At 62.2% G+C, this 14,063-nt stretch carries 14 protein-coding genes and 3 tRNA genes; 13 read left to right on the top strand and 4 right to left on the bottom strand.

What is annotated here, in order from left to right; all coding sequences use genetic code 11:
* Positions 1 to 63 precede the first annotated feature (63 nt).
* From ADU59_RS07920 to ADU59_RS07935, 4 genes are all read left to right on the top strand, one after another.
* Entirely contained in the window at positions 64 to 1,335 is a 1,272-nt protein-coding gene (locus ADU59_RS07920; RefSeq protein WP_068953392.1) for a metallophosphoesterase family protein, read from the top strand.
* Positions 1,335 to 4,805 (top strand): ATP-binding protein, encoded by a 3,471-nt coding sequence (locus ADU59_RS07925; protein ID WP_068953394.1) that lies wholly within the window; start codon positions 1,335 to 1,337, stop codon positions 4,803 to 4,805. The genes ADU59_RS07920 and ADU59_RS07925 overlap by 1 nt, the downstream gene beginning before the upstream one ends.
* 158 nt (positions 4,806 to 4,963) lie before the next feature.
* Positions 4,964 to 5,362: a (R)-mandelonitrile lyase gene (locus ADU59_RS07930; protein ID WP_068953396.1), complete on the top strand. Its 399-nt coding sequence runs from the start codon at positions 4,964 to 4,966 to the stop codon at positions 5,360 to 5,362.
* Between the two features lie 146 nt (positions 5,363 to 5,508).
* Positions 5,509 to 5,883 (top strand): CAP-Gly domain-containing protein, encoded by a 375-nt coding sequence (locus ADU59_RS07935; protein ID WP_068953398.1) that lies wholly within the window; start codon positions 5,509 to 5,511, stop codon positions 5,881 to 5,883.
* A gap of 59 nt (positions 5,884 to 5,942) precedes the next feature.
* On the opposite strand, the gene ADU59_RS07940 is transcribed toward ADU59_RS07935, so the two are convergent.
* Both ADU59_RS07940 and ADU59_RS07945 read right to left on the bottom strand, forming a co-directional pair.
* A complete protein-coding gene (locus ADU59_RS07940; RefSeq protein WP_068953400.1) occupies positions 5,943 to 6,200 on the bottom strand; it encodes a hypothetical protein in 258 nt (85 codons plus the stop codon).
* Positions 6,201 to 6,401: 201 nt separating this feature from the next.
* Positions 6,402 to 6,477 (bottom strand) — tRNA-Val (locus ADU59_RS07945).
* 485 nt (positions 6,478 to 6,962) lie between these two features.
* Between ADU59_RS07945 and ADU59_RS07950 the strand changes: the two genes are divergently transcribed.
* Both ADU59_RS07950 and ADU59_RS07955 read left to right on the top strand, forming a co-directional pair.
* Positions 6,963 to 7,039, top strand: a tRNA-Asp gene (locus tag ADU59_RS07950).
* Positions 7,040 to 7,183: 144 nt separating this feature from the next.
* Positions 7,184 to 7,260, top strand: a tRNA-Asp gene (locus tag ADU59_RS07955).
* 62 nt (positions 7,261 to 7,322) lie between these two features.
* Here the strand turns inward: ADU59_RS07955 and ADU59_RS30230 are convergent.
* Together ADU59_RS30230 and ADU59_RS30585 are read right to left on the bottom strand one after the other, a co-directional pair.
* Positions 7,323 to 7,667, bottom strand: coding sequence for a hypothetical protein (locus tag ADU59_RS30230; RefSeq protein WP_139093157.1), 345 nt, complete (start codon positions 7,665 to 7,667; stop codon positions 7,323 to 7,325).
* Positions 7,668 to 7,745: 78 nt separating this feature from the next.
* On the bottom strand, positions 7,746 to 8,009 hold the full coding sequence (locus ADU59_RS30585) for a DUF982 domain-containing protein (protein ID WP_068953402.1): 264 nt from the start codon (positions 8,007 to 8,009) through the stop codon (positions 7,746 to 7,748).
* Positions 8,010 to 8,541: 532 nt separating this feature from the next.
* Here ADU59_RS30585 and ADU59_RS07965 point away from each other — a divergent pair.
* The 7 genes from ADU59_RS07965 to nuoF are packed head-to-tail and all read left to right on the top strand — an operon-like array spanning position 8,542 to position 14,062.
* Complete coding sequence (locus ADU59_RS07965) at positions 8,542 to 8,907, top strand: NADH-quinone oxidoreductase subunit A (protein WP_068953404.1); 366 nt, start codon at positions 8,542 to 8,544, stop codon at positions 8,905 to 8,907.
* Positions 8,898 to 9,476, top strand: a complete 579-nt coding sequence (locus ADU59_RS07970) for a NuoB/complex I 20 kDa subunit family protein (RefSeq protein WP_068953406.1) — start codon at positions 8,898 to 8,900, stop codon at positions 9,474 to 9,476. The genes ADU59_RS07965 and ADU59_RS07970 overlap by 10 nt, the downstream gene beginning before the upstream one ends.
* 18 nt (positions 9,477 to 9,494) lie before the next feature.
* Positions 9,495 to 10,100, top strand: coding sequence for an NADH-quinone oxidoreductase subunit C (locus ADU59_RS07975; protein WP_068953408.1), 606 nt, complete (start codon positions 9,495 to 9,497; stop codon positions 10,098 to 10,100).
* Between the two features lie 57 nt (positions 10,101 to 10,157).
* Positions 10,158 to 11,348 (top strand): NADH-quinone oxidoreductase subunit D, encoded by a 1,191-nt coding sequence (locus tag ADU59_RS07980; RefSeq protein ID WP_068953410.1) that lies wholly within the window; start codon positions 10,158 to 10,160, stop codon positions 11,346 to 11,348.
* Positions 11,348 to 11,608: a hypothetical protein gene (locus tag ADU59_RS07985; RefSeq protein WP_068953412.1), complete on the top strand. Its 261-nt coding sequence runs from the start codon at positions 11,348 to 11,350 to the stop codon at positions 11,606 to 11,608. Before ADU59_RS07980 ends, ADU59_RS07985 begins: the two co-directional genes overlap by 1 nt.
* 15 nt (positions 11,609 to 11,623) lie before the next feature.
* The gene (locus ADU59_RS07990; RefSeq protein ID WP_068953414.1) at positions 11,624 to 12,745 is read left to right on the top strand and encodes an NADH-quinone oxidoreductase subunit E; all 1,122 of its coding nucleotides are present in this window, start codon (positions 11,624 to 11,626) and stop codon (positions 12,743 to 12,745) included.
* Positions 12,746 to 12,757: 12 nt separating this feature from the next.
* Positions 12,758 to 14,062: an NADH-quinone oxidoreductase subunit NuoF gene (gene nuoF, locus ADU59_RS07995; RefSeq protein WP_068953416.1), complete on the top strand. Its 1,305-nt coding sequence runs from the start codon at positions 12,758 to 12,760 to the stop codon at positions 14,060 to 14,062.
* Position 14,063: the final 1 nt, after the last annotated feature.

Below are 14,063 nucleotides of genomic sequence, written 5' to 3' on the forward strand. Positions count from 1 at the left end.
TAGCGCTGCGGGCAGGCGAGCAACAGCATTGACGCGCCCCCGCAGCGCAGGCCATGGTCCGGCATGCCATTCCGTTTCGTTCATACCGCCGATCTTCATCTTGATTCTCCCTTGCGCAGCCTGGCGCTGAAAAATCCGGACCTTGCCGAGCTGGTGCGCGGCGCGACCCGGACGGCGCTCGCAAGGATCGTCGATCTGTGTCTGGCGGAAAGCGTCGATGCGCTGCTGATCGCCGGCGATCTTTACGACGGATCGCAGACATCGATGAACACGGCGCTCTATTTGGCCGGCGAGCTGCGGCGGCTGGAGGCTGCCGGTATCCGCGTGTTCCTCATCCGTGGCAACCACGATTCGCAATCGACCATGACCCGGGAGCTGACCTTTCCGGCCAACGTCCATGTGTTTGCCGGCCGGGCAAAGCCCGTGCACGCAAAGACGCTCGGCGACGGCCGCGAGGTTCATATCCACGGCATCAGTTTTGCCAATCCGCATGCGCCAGACAGCCTGTTGCCGTCCTTCCAGCCGCCGGTGGCCGATGCCGTCAATATCGGCATGCTGCACACCAGCCTGGCGGGCACGCCGGGGCATGATCCCTATGCGCCGTGCAGCGTTGCCGAGCTGGCGCGGCATGGTTTCGACTACTGGGCGCTCGGCCATGTCCACCAGCGGCAGGTTCATTCGCAGGTGCCGTTGATCGTCATGCCCGGCATGCCGCAGGGGCGCGATATCAACGAAGCGGGGCCGAAGACCGTCACGCTGGTGACCGTCGGCGACGATGGCCGTCTCGAGCACAGGGAACACCCGATCGGGCAGGCCGTCTTCGAGCGCGTGACCGTCGATCTCGGCGGCGTACAGGACTGGCGGCAGATGCTGGAGGCGGCGGGAGAAACGCTGTCGGCGCAGAGACACGGGTCAGCCGCAGATCATCTCATCCTTCGAGTGTCGCTGACCGGCGCGACGCCGCTTGCCTGGAAGCTCCGGCGCGATCCGGATTTTCTGGCTGCCGAGCTTTCCAATCTGGCTGCGGGCCTCAGCGGCTGCTGGATCGAGAAGATCGATATCGAATGCCGGGGCATGGAGGCGGGGACAGCGCTTTCCGGCCCCGACCCGGTCGAGGAGCTGGCCGCCCTGATCCGCTCCGACGTGCTGCCGTCGCATGCTTTCCGTCAGGAGGCCGGCGCCATGCTGGAGGAACTGCTGCTGCAGCTGCCGCGCGAATTGCGCGACAGTCTGGCCGGTGATGAGGAGACCGCGGCACGCTTCGCAGACGCGATCGCGCAGGGCGGAAGCGACGACGTGCTGGCCTATCTGCATGGCGGGGAGATCGACCGCTGATGCGTCTCAATCGTCTCGATCTCGTTCGCTACGGCAAGTTTACCGGACGCAGCCTGGATTTTGGTGAAGCGCGTGCCGGGCGTCCGGATTTCCATCTCGTCTATGGACCCAACGAGGCCGGCAAATCGACCTTGTTCTCCGCCTTTCTCGACCTCCTGTTCGGGATCGACAACCGCAGCGCCTATGGCTTCTTGCATCCTTACGAGACCATGCGTGTCGGCGGCGTGATCGAGACCGGTGGCAGGACCCATGCCGTTGGCCGAATCAAGCGCAAGCAGAATTCGCTTCTGGGACCGGACGACCAGCCGGTGCCGGACAATCTGTTTTCGGCCGCCCTCGGTTCGATCGACCGCGCAACCTACCAGATGATGTTTTCGCTCGACGACGACAGCATCGAGAAGGGCGGCGAAAGCATCCTCAAAAGCGAAGGCGAGCTCGGCGCCCTGTTGTTCTCCGCCAGCTCCGGCCTGCCTGATAGCAGCGCCATCCTCTCCGGGCTGAAGGCCCAGGCCGATGCCTTCTACAAGCCGCAGGGCAGAAAACATCGGCTGGCGGAGCTGAAGGCGGAGCTTGATGCTCTCAAGGACGAAAAGAACGCCATCGACGTCAATGCGCGTGAATTCGCAAGCCTGCGCAAGGCGCGCGATGCGGCGGCCGAGCGGCACGAGACTGCGGTCAAGGCGCGGGCGGAGCTGCGCGTCGCCCTCGATCACGCCCGCGACCGCATCGAAGGACTGCCGCTGCTGGCCCGGCTGCGCGGGCTGCGCTCCGAACTGGCCGGCTTTGCCGACAAGCCCGAGCCGCCCGCTGCCTGGCATGCCATGCTGCCGCAATTGCAGCGTGAGGAGGCCGAACTTGGCGCCCGTCTGGAGCAGCTGGAAGAGGATATCGGCCGCAGGGCCACCGACATCGGCGCGATTGCGCGCGACGGCGCTGTCCTCGCCCTTGCGGCGGATATCCATGATCTGGAGCGCTCGGGGCTCGAAGCGCGTTACAGGACGGCCGCGAGCGACATGCCGAACCGGCTCGACGAACGAGCCAAGATCAGCGCCGATATCGCCATGTGTCTGGCGCGGCTGGACCGGTCCGGTGTCGCGGATGCGCGAACCCTCGTTCTGCCGGCCGCCGTTACCGGCCGTATCCAGGATCTGGCGCAGACTTATTCGGCGTTGAACGAGCGGTTGGTCACGGCCGCGCGCGAGCGGCAGCTTGCCGTGGAGGCCGATAGCGAGGCGAAGAACGTACTGGCGGCACTGCCGGAATCGGACCGTGCTGGGGGCGACCCGGCGCCTCTCGCCGATCTCCTGCAGTCGCTTCGGCAGAACGATTGCCTGTTGCGGCAGCAGGCGGCGAACCGGCAGAGTGCGGCGCTCGCCGATCAGCTGACAGATAGGCTTGCGGCACTGGCGCCCGCGCAGCCGGATGCCGACAGCCTGGCGGCCCTGGCCATCCCCGAGGAGGCCGAGATTGCCGAGTGGACGGCACGGCGAACGGCACTCACCGAACAGTTGAAGCGGCTCGACGACCGGATCGCCGACGAAACTGCCCTGACGGCGGCGGAGGAAGCCCGGCTTGCGGAGCTGACGCGGACCGGCGGCTTTGCCGGCGATGACGCGGCGCTGAGCCTGCGGCAGGAGCGGGATCGTGCCTGGCAGGCCCATGCCGAACGTCTGGACGGCGAAACGGCGCGCCTGTTCGAGGCCGCACTGAAGAGCGACGACGCGGCGGCGGCATTGCGGCTGGCACGCGCGCAGGACCTTGCGCAGGCGAGGGGGCTTTCGCTCTCCATTGCCGAGCGCAACGGCAGGCTTTCGGCCATCCGGCAGCAGCATCAGACCGTGCTTGAAGACATTGCCGGGCTCAGGACGGAGATTTCAGCGGCGGCTCGCCGTTGCGGCCTTTCCGAGGAGACAAAGCTGAACCAGCTGGTGGCGTGGTTGGCTCGCCGGGCAGCGGCGCTGGAGATCCGCAACGGGCTTCGCACGGCGCAGCAGGATTTGCGCCAGGCAAAGGCGGACGAGGAAAAGGCGCTGGAGCGTCTGGGGCGGATGCTGGCAGAGCGCGGCCTGAAAAAAGACATGCCGCAGCGCCTGGACGATGCGATCGCCCTTGCCGAGCGCACCATCAACAGCCTGCAGTCGGCCCATCGCGCCCATGCCGCAGCCACCGAGGCGATGGAGCGGGCGAAAGCGGCTTTGCGTGCGCGCGAGGCGGCGTGGTCCGCGGCTGATGCCGACATGTCGCACTGGGCTGCGCGGTGGGATGAAACGGTCGGAACGACATGGCTGGCAGGGGGCGGAGCGGTCTCGTCTGCGCCGGAGATCATTCCGGTGCTCGCCGTCCTGCAGGACCTGGACAAGCTGATCCAGCGCAAGGCGGATCTGGATCATCGTATCGATGGCATGCGCCGGGACCAGACGGCCTTCGCCGCCACCGTCGGCTCGCTCACGGACCGGCTCTCCCTGCCGGGAGCCGATGAACCGCTGGCCGTGTTTCAGGCCATCCGCGAGCGGCTTGCCGGGGCCGAACGGCAGGAGGCCCTCTTCAGGCGGCTTTCGGACGACAACGAGGCGCGCACTGGCGAGCAGGAGGCCCTGGTCGAATCGCGCCAGCGCCACGATGCGCAGAAGCGCGGCATGCTCGACCTGTTCGAATGCACCACGCTGGCCGAGGTTGGCGTGCATCTGGAAGCGGCCAAGGCGCGCGGGCGCCTGCGCGAGCGGATCGCCGAAGCGGAGACCGATCTGGCCGCACGTTTGGGTGTTGGCCGGGCGGACGAGGCGGAAATGATTCTGAGTGCCGTCGATGAGGAGGGGCTGCGACTGGAAATGGCGGCGCTGCAATCGCGATGGGAGCAATGCGACAGGGATGCCAGCGAATTGCATGCCGAGCGGCGGGATGCGGACAAGACGCTTGCGGCGGTCGGCGGCGGCGATGCGGCCGCCCATATCGACGAACGCCGCCGCACGGTGCTGGCCGAAATCGAGGAGCGTGCCACCGCCTATCTGCGGCTGCGGGTCGGCATCCTTGCCGGGGAAACGGCGCTCCGGCTCTACCGCGAGCGCCATCGCAGCGCCATGATGCAGCGCGCATCCGCCGCCTTCAGCGCCATCAGCGGCGGGGATTACGAGGGGCTGACGACGCAAGCCGAGAAGGGCGAGGAATTCCTGATCGCCAATGCTGCCGGCGGCGGATCGAAACTGGCGCGCGATCTCTCCAAGGGCACGCGGTTCCAGCTCTATCTGGCGCTGCGCATGGCCGGCTATCACGAGATCGCCGCGACGCGCGAATCGCTGCCGTTCATCGCCGACGATATCATGGAGACCTTTGATGACGGCCGCGCGCAGCATGCCTTTTCGCTGATGGCGGATATGGCCGGTGTCGGGCAGGTGATCTATCTCACCCACCACCAGCATCTCTGCGACATCGCCCGCCAGGCCTGCCCGGACGTGGCGATTCATACGCTGTGAGTGTCACGGCCACAGCCAGACTCTGCGTGAATTCCGCGACCGGATACCATTTTTGGCCCACGTCCTGCGGGACATCGGCCCGCAACGCGCTATGTTCTGTCCTTCCATTCCGCCCGCTGCGTGTTTGCGGCGGGTCTTTACCCCAAGGAGCCATTGTCATGGACATCAAACCCAGTGGATCGCGCCCGTCGATTCGCCCTCCGGCGGACTATTTTACCGGCAGCGTCCGGCAGGACCCGATCCTGGAAGCGCCAGAGCCTGCCCGCGTCCGCAGCACATCCGTCACCTTTGAGCCGGGCGCGCGCACGGCCTGGCATACGCATCCGCTCGGCCAGACGCTGTTCGTCACCGCAGGCAGCGGCCTTGCGCAAACCTGGGGCGGGCCGATCCGCGAGATCAGGGCAGGCGATACCGTCTGGTTCCCGCCGGGCGAAAAGCACTGGCACGGCGCCACGGCGACCACAGCCATGACCCATATCGCCATCCATGAGGCGCTCGACGGCAAGGCGGTGGACTGGCTGGAACATGTCAGCGACGAGCAGTATCACGGGAAATAAAGGGCGACGGCCGTAAACAGCCACCGAGCAGGGGTGTTTACGGCCGCTTCATCGTTGCAATGGACGGCTGAACACAGCTATCTGGAGACGAGGGTTTACGGTCTCGACGGTTTTTCACCGGAGACTGCCGCTTGAGGGGTTCGCCGATGTATAATTTCCATGTTGGACAGAAGGTCGTCTGCATCGACGACAAGTTCAAGAATGTCTCGATCGACCAGGGCATCCGCAAGGGCCAGATCTACACGATCCGCTGGGTCGGCCCCTACAAGCACTATATCGACGGCGAGTTCATCGGTGTGAAGCTGGCGGAAATCCACCGCGGCAATGATGATGGTCCGGAAGGCTACGGCGCAGCCGACATGCCCTATCGGGCAACGCGGTTTCGCCCGTTGCTGAAGGACCGCCTGTCGGCGCTGAAAAGCCTGCTGGCACCGACGCCGAAGGGCGAGAAGCCCCATGTGCCGGACGCACCGGAAGAGCCGAAGCGCAAGGCGCCGGTGCGCAAGAAGGAAACCGTCTGATACCTGGAATCAAAACCGCGCCTCCGGATGGAAGCGCGGTGGCGATGGGGCAGGTCTGCTCAGTTTGGATCGACGATCTTTCCCCGGCGTACCAGTCTCAGCGACCGGTCGGGCTGGATGATATAGGTTTCCTCGGCCGGATGGCCGTATTCGTCGTTCAATTGATGATGCAGCACGCTGCCGACGGGAGCCTTGGTCAGCTTGGTCGCAGGCTGGCCGTTATAGGTAATGCTGCCGGGAATGGGCTTGATTTCCGGCATGGCGGTACAGGCGGCAAGGCCTGCGGCAAGCATTGCTGCCAGGATGGCTGTCCTCATGTCGCGTTTCCCTTTCATCACCGCGATCGGCGACCGTAAGTCTCCACGGGCTGGAGTACGGATCGACTCGTGTTTTCGTTCGCCAAGAGATGGCAACGCCGCTGCCGCATGGCAAGAGGATACGCATCGTCGCAGCCACGAAAAAACCGCAAACACACATGCGATGCGATCGACAAAAGAGAAACTTGACGGAGGAGAAAATGGTGGGCGATGACGGACTCGAACCGCCGACATCCTCGGTGTAAACGAGGCGCTCTACCAACTGAGCTAATCGCCCTTCGCGAAGCAGAAGCAATGTCCGCCGCGTCGGTGGCCGTGATCTATGCGTATCGGCGAAAAACCGCAAGGGTGTAACGGAAGATTTTTCGATTTTTTTTGTGGAACCACCGGCAAAGCCTTCAAGAGGTGGAGAAGTCGGGCAGACTATCCACAGGCTCCGGGTGATGGTTGGTCTCTCGAAGGTCCATTCGACTTATAGAGGCCACTCGTTTGAAGGGGCAGGGGCAGAAAATCTGGACAAGTGCTTGAAATATCGATGGTGGCCTGCCGGCTTGTGGACAGTCTGAAAATCTTAAACAGCGAAAACCCCGGCAAATCGGGGTTTCAGCCCGGGATCGCACAAGAATTTCCGAATTGTCATCATTTTGTTTTTCAACGCGCTTGACACTCCCCATCGAACCCCTTAATCAGCCGCTCATCGGACGGCGCAACGCTGCTCCGACACACAAAGAGGCACCGCAAGGTGGTTCTTTTGGAAGATGCGCGGGTGTAGCTCAGTTGGTTAGAGTGCCGGCCTGTCACGCCGGAGGTCGCGGGTTCGAGCCCCGTCACTCGCGCCATTTTCCAAAACGATTTCAGTAAAATATGCCATTTCGGTGAAACGGTATGGACGCCGGACCGGTTTACGGTCTTGCTTCATCGGATGTAGCAGTGCTGCTCCGAGACGCAAAGAGCGCCGCAAGGCGGCTCTTTTTGGAAGATGCGCGGGTGTAGCTCAGTTGGTTAGAGTGCCGGCCTGTCACGCCGGAGGTCGCGGGTTCGAGCCCCGTCACTCGCGCCATTTTCCAGAATGATTTCAAGCGATCAGATGTGGTTTGAAGCGGGTGGGAAGCCAAGCTCCTGTCACGCGTGCAGGACTTTCTCGATCACATAGCCGGATTGTCCGCTGCCGTCGCCCAGTTCGCAGGCACCTGTTTCCTCGATCTGGCGGCAGACGAAGCTCACTCTTTCCGCGTCGGGGCCCAGCGCCAGCAGCAGCGTTTCACGCAAATCGGCCGCCGTAAGAAGTCTTGGCTCTCCGTCCCGCTTTCCTGATCGCAGTGCGCAAATCCGCGCCATGACCGGCATTCCGGTGCTGCCTGCATGGGCCAGCCACGCATCGTCCGGAAATGATTCCGGTTCTGTCGCCGCTCTTGAAGGCCTCGGTCCCTCGGGAAGGGGGTATCGATGGTGGGCCATCTTCTTCATGGCGTGCAGGCTTTCCTCTGTTCCGTTGCGGGCGATCCTGAAGGCGCCGGATTCTGGGGCTCGGCCTCCTGTGATGCATCAGATGCTGATCGATCGCGGCTTGACGTAGATATGCGCTTCGATAGCTGCCGCGATCAGGTCCTGCCGTACGAGTTCCGGCGGCTGCTTACCCTGAAAGGAAGCGAGGCACGTCATGACCGCGAGCTTGTAGCTTGGGCCGCGTTTCGTCGGCCATTTGTTCAGGAGCAGGTCGGCCGCCTCCAGTGAGCTGGAGACGGTAACGATCTCCTGGCGGTCGTTCAGTTCGAACAAAACACTCTCATGCCAGAAAATGTCATCCATGAGTTCGCCCTCTATTAGGGGTACTGTGCATAAGAAAGCTTGTGCCACGGTTGCGTGACAGTCTTTATGGTTGTGCCCGATTGTTTTCGTACAACTCGATGTGTTACCGCGGGACTCAGGCACGTGTCCCGGGCCGCCCACCCATGCAAATCGCGGATGGGGGCCATGCACTCCTGTTGCAGCTCGAGAGGGTGGGGATATCGCCGCCGCTCGTCTCATTTCCAGCGGTTCACCGATCTATTTCAATCGATTTTAGCGAGCGCGACCATATGTCTCCGGGGTTGCTGGGCAGGGGGCTCTGCCTCTGTTGCGCCTGCCCCTGCGGGCGTTTGGCGGGATTTGCGCGCGGTCGCCGGAGATGGTAGCTTTCGGCCGGTCTTCATTCCGCCCAAGGAAGGGGATGAAAACCGTTCTGAAGGCTTGCACAGCGGCGCTGGCTGCGCTAACCACTCTGGCGTTGCAACATATTTTTCGGCCTGTGAGCCTTTGTTTTGCGCTTCCCCAGCGCGCCTCGCAGGCAGGGACGGATACAATGACAGACCTTCTCGGCTCCTACATTCCGATCGCGATTTTCATCGGCATTTCGCTGGTTATCGGCCTGGCGCTGCTGATCGCGCCGTTCGCCGTTGCCTACAAGGCTCCTGACGACGAAAAGCTGTCGGCTTATGAATGCGGCTTCAACGCATTCGACGACGCCCGCATGAAATTCGACATCCGATTCTATCTCGTGTCGATTCTCTTCATCATCTTTGACCTCGAAGTGGCGTTCCTGTTTCCCTGGGCGGTATCGTTCAAGGAAATGGGCTGGTTCGGTTTCTGGTCGATGATGGCGTTCCTCGGAGTGCTGACCATCGGCTTCATCTATGAATGGAAAAAAGGAGCGCTGGAATGGAACTGACCTCCGGCACCACGCTCGTTGCGCCAAAGCCGAAGGGGATCGTCGATCCCTCGACCGGCAAGCCGATCGGCAGCAATGACAAGTATTTTGGCGAGATCAACAATGAGCTCGCCGACAAGGGCTTTCTGGTCACTTCGACCGACGAGCTGATCACCTGGGCCCGTACCGGCTCGCTGATGTGGATGACCTTCGGTCTTGCCTGCTGCGCGGTCGAGATGATGCAGATGTCGATGCCGCGTTATGATGCCGAGCGTTTCGGTTTTGCGCCGCGCGCCTCACCGCGCCAGTCGGACGTGATGATCGTCGCCGGTACGCTCACCAACAAGATGGCGCCGGCTCTGCGCAAGGTCTACGACCAGATGCCCGAGCCGCGGTATGTCATCTCGATGGGCTCCTGCGCCAATGGCGGCGGTTACTATCACTATTCCTATTCGGTGGTGCGCGGCTGCGACCGCGTCGTACCGGTCGATATCTATGTGCCGGGCTGTCCTCCCACGGCAGAAGCGCTCCTTTACGGGGTGCTGCTGCTGCAGAAGAAGATCCGCCGCACAGGCACGATCGAACGGTAAGGGCAGGGGACCTGAACAATGAGTGAAGCCCTGAACGGACTTGCTACCTATATCCGCGAGACGCGCGGTGCGTTGATTTCCGATGCCGTCATCAGCTTTGGCGAGCTGACGCTGACGGCGACGTCGGACAATCTGATTGCCCTGCTGACCTTCCTGCGTGATGACGCCCGCTGTGGCTTCGTCAATTTCACGGATATCTGCGGCGTCGACTGGCCGCAGCGTCCAGACCGTTTCGATGTCGTCTATCATCTCCTGTCGCCGAAGCAGAATCTGCGCATCCGCGTGAAGATTGCGACCGGCGAAGATCAGCCGGTTCCGTCGGCCTGCGCCGTCTATCCGGGTGCCGACTGGTTCGAGCGGGAAGCCTACGACATGTACGGCATCCTCTTCACCGGTCATCCGGACCTGCGCCGCATCCTCACCGACTATGGTTTTGAAGGTTACCCGCTGCGCAAGGACTTCCCGACGACCGGTTTCGTCGAGGTTCGCTACAATGACGAAGCCAAGCGGGTGGTGTACGAACCGGTTGAACTGAAACAGGAATTCCGCAATTTCGATTTCATGTCGCCCTGGGAAGGAACGGATTACGTTCTGCCGGGCGGTGAAAAAGCAAACGCGAAGTGACGATGAAGGCCGAGGGCTCGCAAACATGCGGGCTTGTCCGGCTTGGAGCAAGCGGCAATGAACGAACATAACGTTCGCAATTTCAATATCAATTTCGGACCCCAGCACCCTGCGGCGCATGGTGTTCTGCGGCTTGTTCTCGAGCTGGACGGTGAAATCGTCGAGCGCGTCGATCCGCATATCGGCCTGCTGCATCGCGGCACCGAGAAGCTGATCGAGACCAAGACATATCTGCAGGCGGTGCCCTATTTCGATCGGCTGGATTATGTCGCACCGATGAACCAGGAGCATGCCTATGCGCTGGCGGTCGAGCGGCTGACCGGCACCGAAGTGCCGATCCGCGGCCAGCTGATCCGTGTCCTCTACTCGGAAATCGGCCGTATCCTGTCGCATCTCCTCAACGTCACGACTCAGGCCATGGACGTCGGCGCGCTGACGCCGCCGCTCTGGGGTTTCGAAGAGCGCGAAAAGCTGATGGTGTTTTATGAGCGGGCCTGCGGCGCGCGCATGCACTCGGCCTATTTCCGTCCGGGCGGCGTGCATCAGGACCTGCCGCACGAACTGGTCGAGGATATCGGCAAGTGGATCGATCCGTTCCTGAAAACCGTCGACGATATCGATGAGCTGCTCACCGGCAACCGTATCTTCAAGCAGCGCAACGTCGATATCGGCGTCGTGACGCTGGACGATGCCTGGGCCTGGGGTTTCTCCGGCGTCATGGTGCGTGGTTCGGGTGCTGCGTGGGATCTGCGCAAGTCGCAGCCTTACGAATGCTATGCCGACATGGATTTCGACATTCCGATCGGCAAGAACGGCGACTGTTTCGACCGTTACCTGATCCGCATGATAGAGATGCGGGAATCGGCCAAGATCATGCGCCAGTGTGTCAATCGTCTTCTGGGCGATGCAAAGATCGGTCCGGTCTCCTCGCTCGACGGCAAGATCGTGCCGCCCAAGCGCGGCGAGATGAAGCGCTCGATGGAAGCGCTGATCCATCACTTCAAGCTCTATACCGAAGGCTATCACGTCCCCGAGGGCGAGGTTTATGCGGCGGTGGAAGCACCGAAGGGCGAGTTCGGCGTCTACCTGATCTCCGACGGTACCAACAAGCCGTATCGTTGCAAGATCCGCGCTCCCGGCTACGCTCACTTGCAGGCGATGGATTATATCTGTCGCGGCCACCAGCTGGCGGACGTATCCGCCATCCTTGGCTCGCTCGATATCGTCTTCGGTGAGGTGGATCGCTGATGCGTTCGATTGCCCTGGCACTGTTTGGATTGATCCTGGCCACCGCGCCGGCTTTTGCGCAGCAGGCTGCCCAGAAGTCCGAAGCGATGGGCTCGGCCGATGCCGGCAGCAGCATGGGCAAGCTCCTCTCCCAGGGCTACGAGATCAGGGCCGCTGTGCCGAACGGCACGCGCTACATCGTATTTTTGCAAAAAGACCAGTCAGCCTATGCCTGCGAGTTCGTCTCCCTGACGAAATCGCGGTGCGGTTCGATTAACTGATAAGGTGCGGGAAGAATGTCCGTTCGTCGACTAGCCGAAGAAAACGTCCAGCCAGCGGCCTTTGCGTTCAGCAAGGACAATGCCGTCTGGGCCAAGGCCACGATCAAGAAATATCCGAAGGGCCGCGAGCAATCGGCGGTCATTCCGCTGTTGATGCGGGCACAGGAGCAGGATGGCTGGGTCACCAAGGCGGCGATTGAAAGTGTCGCCGACATGCTGGATATGCCCTATATCCGCGTGCTCGAAGTTGCCACCTTCTACACCCAGTTCCAGCTGAAGCCGGTCGGCACACGCGCCCATGTCCAGGTGTGCGGCACGACGCCCTGCATGCTGCGCGGCTCCGAAGAGCTGATCAGCCTTTGCAAGAAGCGCATTCACCCCGACCCGCTGACGCCGAACGAAGCGGGCACCTTGTCCTGGGAAGAGGTCGAGTGTCAGGGGGCCTGCGTCAACGCGCCGATGGTAATGATTTTCAAGGATACCTATGAAGATCTCACGGTTCCGCAGCTGGAATACATCATCGACCGTTTCGATGCAGGCAAGGGCGCCGACGTCAAGCCGGGTCCGCAGATCGACCGTATTTTCTCCGCCCCCATCGGTGGACTGACGACGCTGCTGACGCCGGAAAAGAAGCCGGCCGCGCCGCGCGCCAAGAAGGCCAGTGACGAGGCCGCCGTCAGCGTGCCGCCGTCGAACGCCGCACGTGCGAAGACCGATGCGCCGGAAACCGATGCCGCATTGAAGACGCCGGTCACGGCAAAGTCGGAATCGGCAGCGAACGACAAGGTTGCCGGCGACACCAAGGCTGAGGGCGATAAGGCCGCCAAGCCGGTAGCCGCAGCAAAGCCGTCGCTCGAGGACAAGAACCGTCCTGCCGGCATTGCAAAGCCGGCAACCCTGGATGACCTCAAGCTGATCGCCGGGGTAGGCCCCAAGATCGAAGGCATTCTGCACGAACTCGGCATCTTCACCTTTGCGCAGGTCGCAGGCTGGAAGAAGGCCGAGCGCGAATGGGTGGACGGCTATCTGAATTTCAAGGGCCGCATCGAACGCGACGATTGGGTCAAGCAGGCCAAGGCGCTGGCCAAGGGCGGCGAAGCCGAATACATCAAAGTTTTCGGCAAGAAGCCGCGATAAGTTAGGTGAACCATGCTCGACGATAAAGATCGCATTTTTACCAATATCTACGGCATCCATGACAAGTCGCTCAAGGGCGCCATGAGCCGTGGCCACTGGGATGGCACCAAGCAGATCCTGGAAAAGGGCCGTGACTGGATCGTCAACGAGATGAAGGCTTCCGGCCTTCGTGGTCGTGGCGGTGCTGGCTTCCCGACGGGCCTGAAGTGGTCCTTCATGCCGAAGGAAAGCGACGGCCGCCCGCATTATCTCGTCGTCAACGCCGACGAATCCGAGCCCGGTACCTGCAAGGACCGCGATATCATGCGCCACGATCCGCATACGCTGATCGAAGGCTGCGTGATCGCGAGCTTCGCCATGGGCGCGCATGTCGCCTATATCTACGTGCGCGGCGAATATATCCGCGAGCGCGAAGCGCTGCAGGCGGCGATCGACGAATGCTATGACGCCGGTCTTCTCGGCATCAACAACAAGCTCGGCTGGGACATGGACATCTACGTCCATCACGGCGCCGGCGCCTATATCTGCGGCGAGGAAACAGCCCTTCTCGAAAGCCTCGAGGGCAAGAAGGGGCAGCCGCGCCTGAAGCCGCCGTTCCCGGCCAATATGGGTCTCTACGGTTGCCCGACGACGGTCAACAATGTCGAGTCGATCGCCGTTGCGCCGACCATCCTGCGCCGTGGCGCTTCGTGGTTCTCGGCCATCGGCCGCCCGAACAATGTCGGTACCAAGCTGTTCATGGTGTCCGGTCACGTCAACAAGCCGTGCACGTTCGAAGACGCCATGGGCACGCCGTTCCGCGAGATGATCGAACGCCATTGCGGCGGCATTCGCGGTGGCTGGGACAATCTTCTGGCCGTCATCCCCGGTGGTTCGTCCTGTCCGGTGGTCAAGGGCGAGCACATCATCGACGCGCCGATGGATTTCGATGGCATGCGCGACGTCAAGTCGTCGTTCGGGACGGCTGCCATCATCGTCATGGATCGCTCCACCGACATCATCAAGGCCATCTGGCGTCTCGCAGCTTTCTACAAGCATGAGAGCTGCGGCCAGTGCACGCCATGCCGCGAAGGCACTGGCTGGATGATGCGCGTCATGGAACGCATGGTTCAGGGTCGCGCCCAGAAGCGCGAGATCGACATGCTGTTCGATGTGACGAAGCAAGTCGAAGGTCATACGATCTGCGCGCTTGGCGACGCAGCCGCCTGGCCGATCCAGGGCCTGATCCGCAATTTCCGTCCAGAGATGGAAGCGCGCATCGACGAATACACCCGCAACGCCTCGTCGCATGGCGCGGTGCTGGAAGCGGCGGAGTAAC

The organism is Pararhizobium polonicum, assembly GCF_001687365.1.
GTDB lineage: Bacteria > Pseudomonadota > Alphaproteobacteria > Rhizobiales > Rhizobiaceae > Pararhizobium > Pararhizobium polonicum.

Bases quoted from the DNA above. Each gene is read 5' to 3' on its own strand.
- ADU59_RS07940 (WP_068953400.1), bottom strand. From the start codon at position 6,200: ATGAGGACAGCCATCCTGGCAGCAATGCTTGCCGCAGGCCTTGCCGCC.
- ADU59_RS07935 (WP_068953398.1), top strand. From the start codon at position 5,509: ATGTATAATTTCCATGTTGGACAGAAGGTCGTCTGCATCGACGACAAG.
- ADU59_RS07925 (WP_068953394.1), top strand. From the start codon at position 1,335: ATGCGTCTCAATCGTCTCGATCTCGTTCGCTACGGCAAGTTTACCGGA.
- nuoF (WP_068953416.1), top strand. From the start codon at position 12,758: ATGCTCGACGATAAAGATCGCATTTTTACCAATATCTACGGCATCCAT.
- ADU59_RS07975 (WP_068953408.1), top strand. From the start codon at position 9,495: ATGAGTGAAGCCCTGAACGGACTTGCTACCTATATCCGCGAGACGCGC.
- ADU59_RS07990 (WP_068953414.1), top strand. From the start codon at position 11,624: ATGTCCGTTCGTCGACTAGCCGAAGAAAACGTCCAGCCAGCGGCCTTT.
- ADU59_RS30585 (WP_068953402.1), bottom strand. From the start codon at position 8,009: ATGGATGACATTTTCTGGCATGAGAGTGTTTTGTTCGAACTGAACGAC.
- ADU59_RS07930 (WP_068953396.1), top strand. From the start codon at position 4,964: ATGGACATCAAACCCAGTGGATCGCGCCCGTCGATTCGCCCTCCGGCG.
- ADU59_RS07970 (WP_068953406.1), top strand. From the start codon at position 8,898: ATGGAACTGACCTCCGGCACCACGCTCGTTGCGCCAAAGCCGAAGGGG.
- ADU59_RS07980 (WP_068953410.1), top strand. From the start codon at position 10,158: ATGAACGAACATAACGTTCGCAATTTCAATATCAATTTCGGACCCCAG.
- ADU59_RS07965 (WP_068953404.1), top strand. From the start codon at position 8,542: ATGACAGACCTTCTCGGCTCCTACATTCCGATCGCGATTTTCATCGGC.
- ADU59_RS30230 (WP_139093157.1), bottom strand. From the start codon at position 7,667: ATGAAGAAGATGGCCCACCATCGATACCCCCTTCCCGAGGGACCGAGG.
- ADU59_RS07985 (WP_068953412.1), top strand. From the start codon at position 11,348: ATGCGTTCGATTGCCCTGGCACTGTTTGGATTGATCCTGGCCACCGCG.
- ADU59_RS07920 (WP_068953392.1), top strand. From the start codon at position 64: ATGCCATTCCGTTTCGTTCATACCGCCGATCTTCATCTTGATTCTCCC.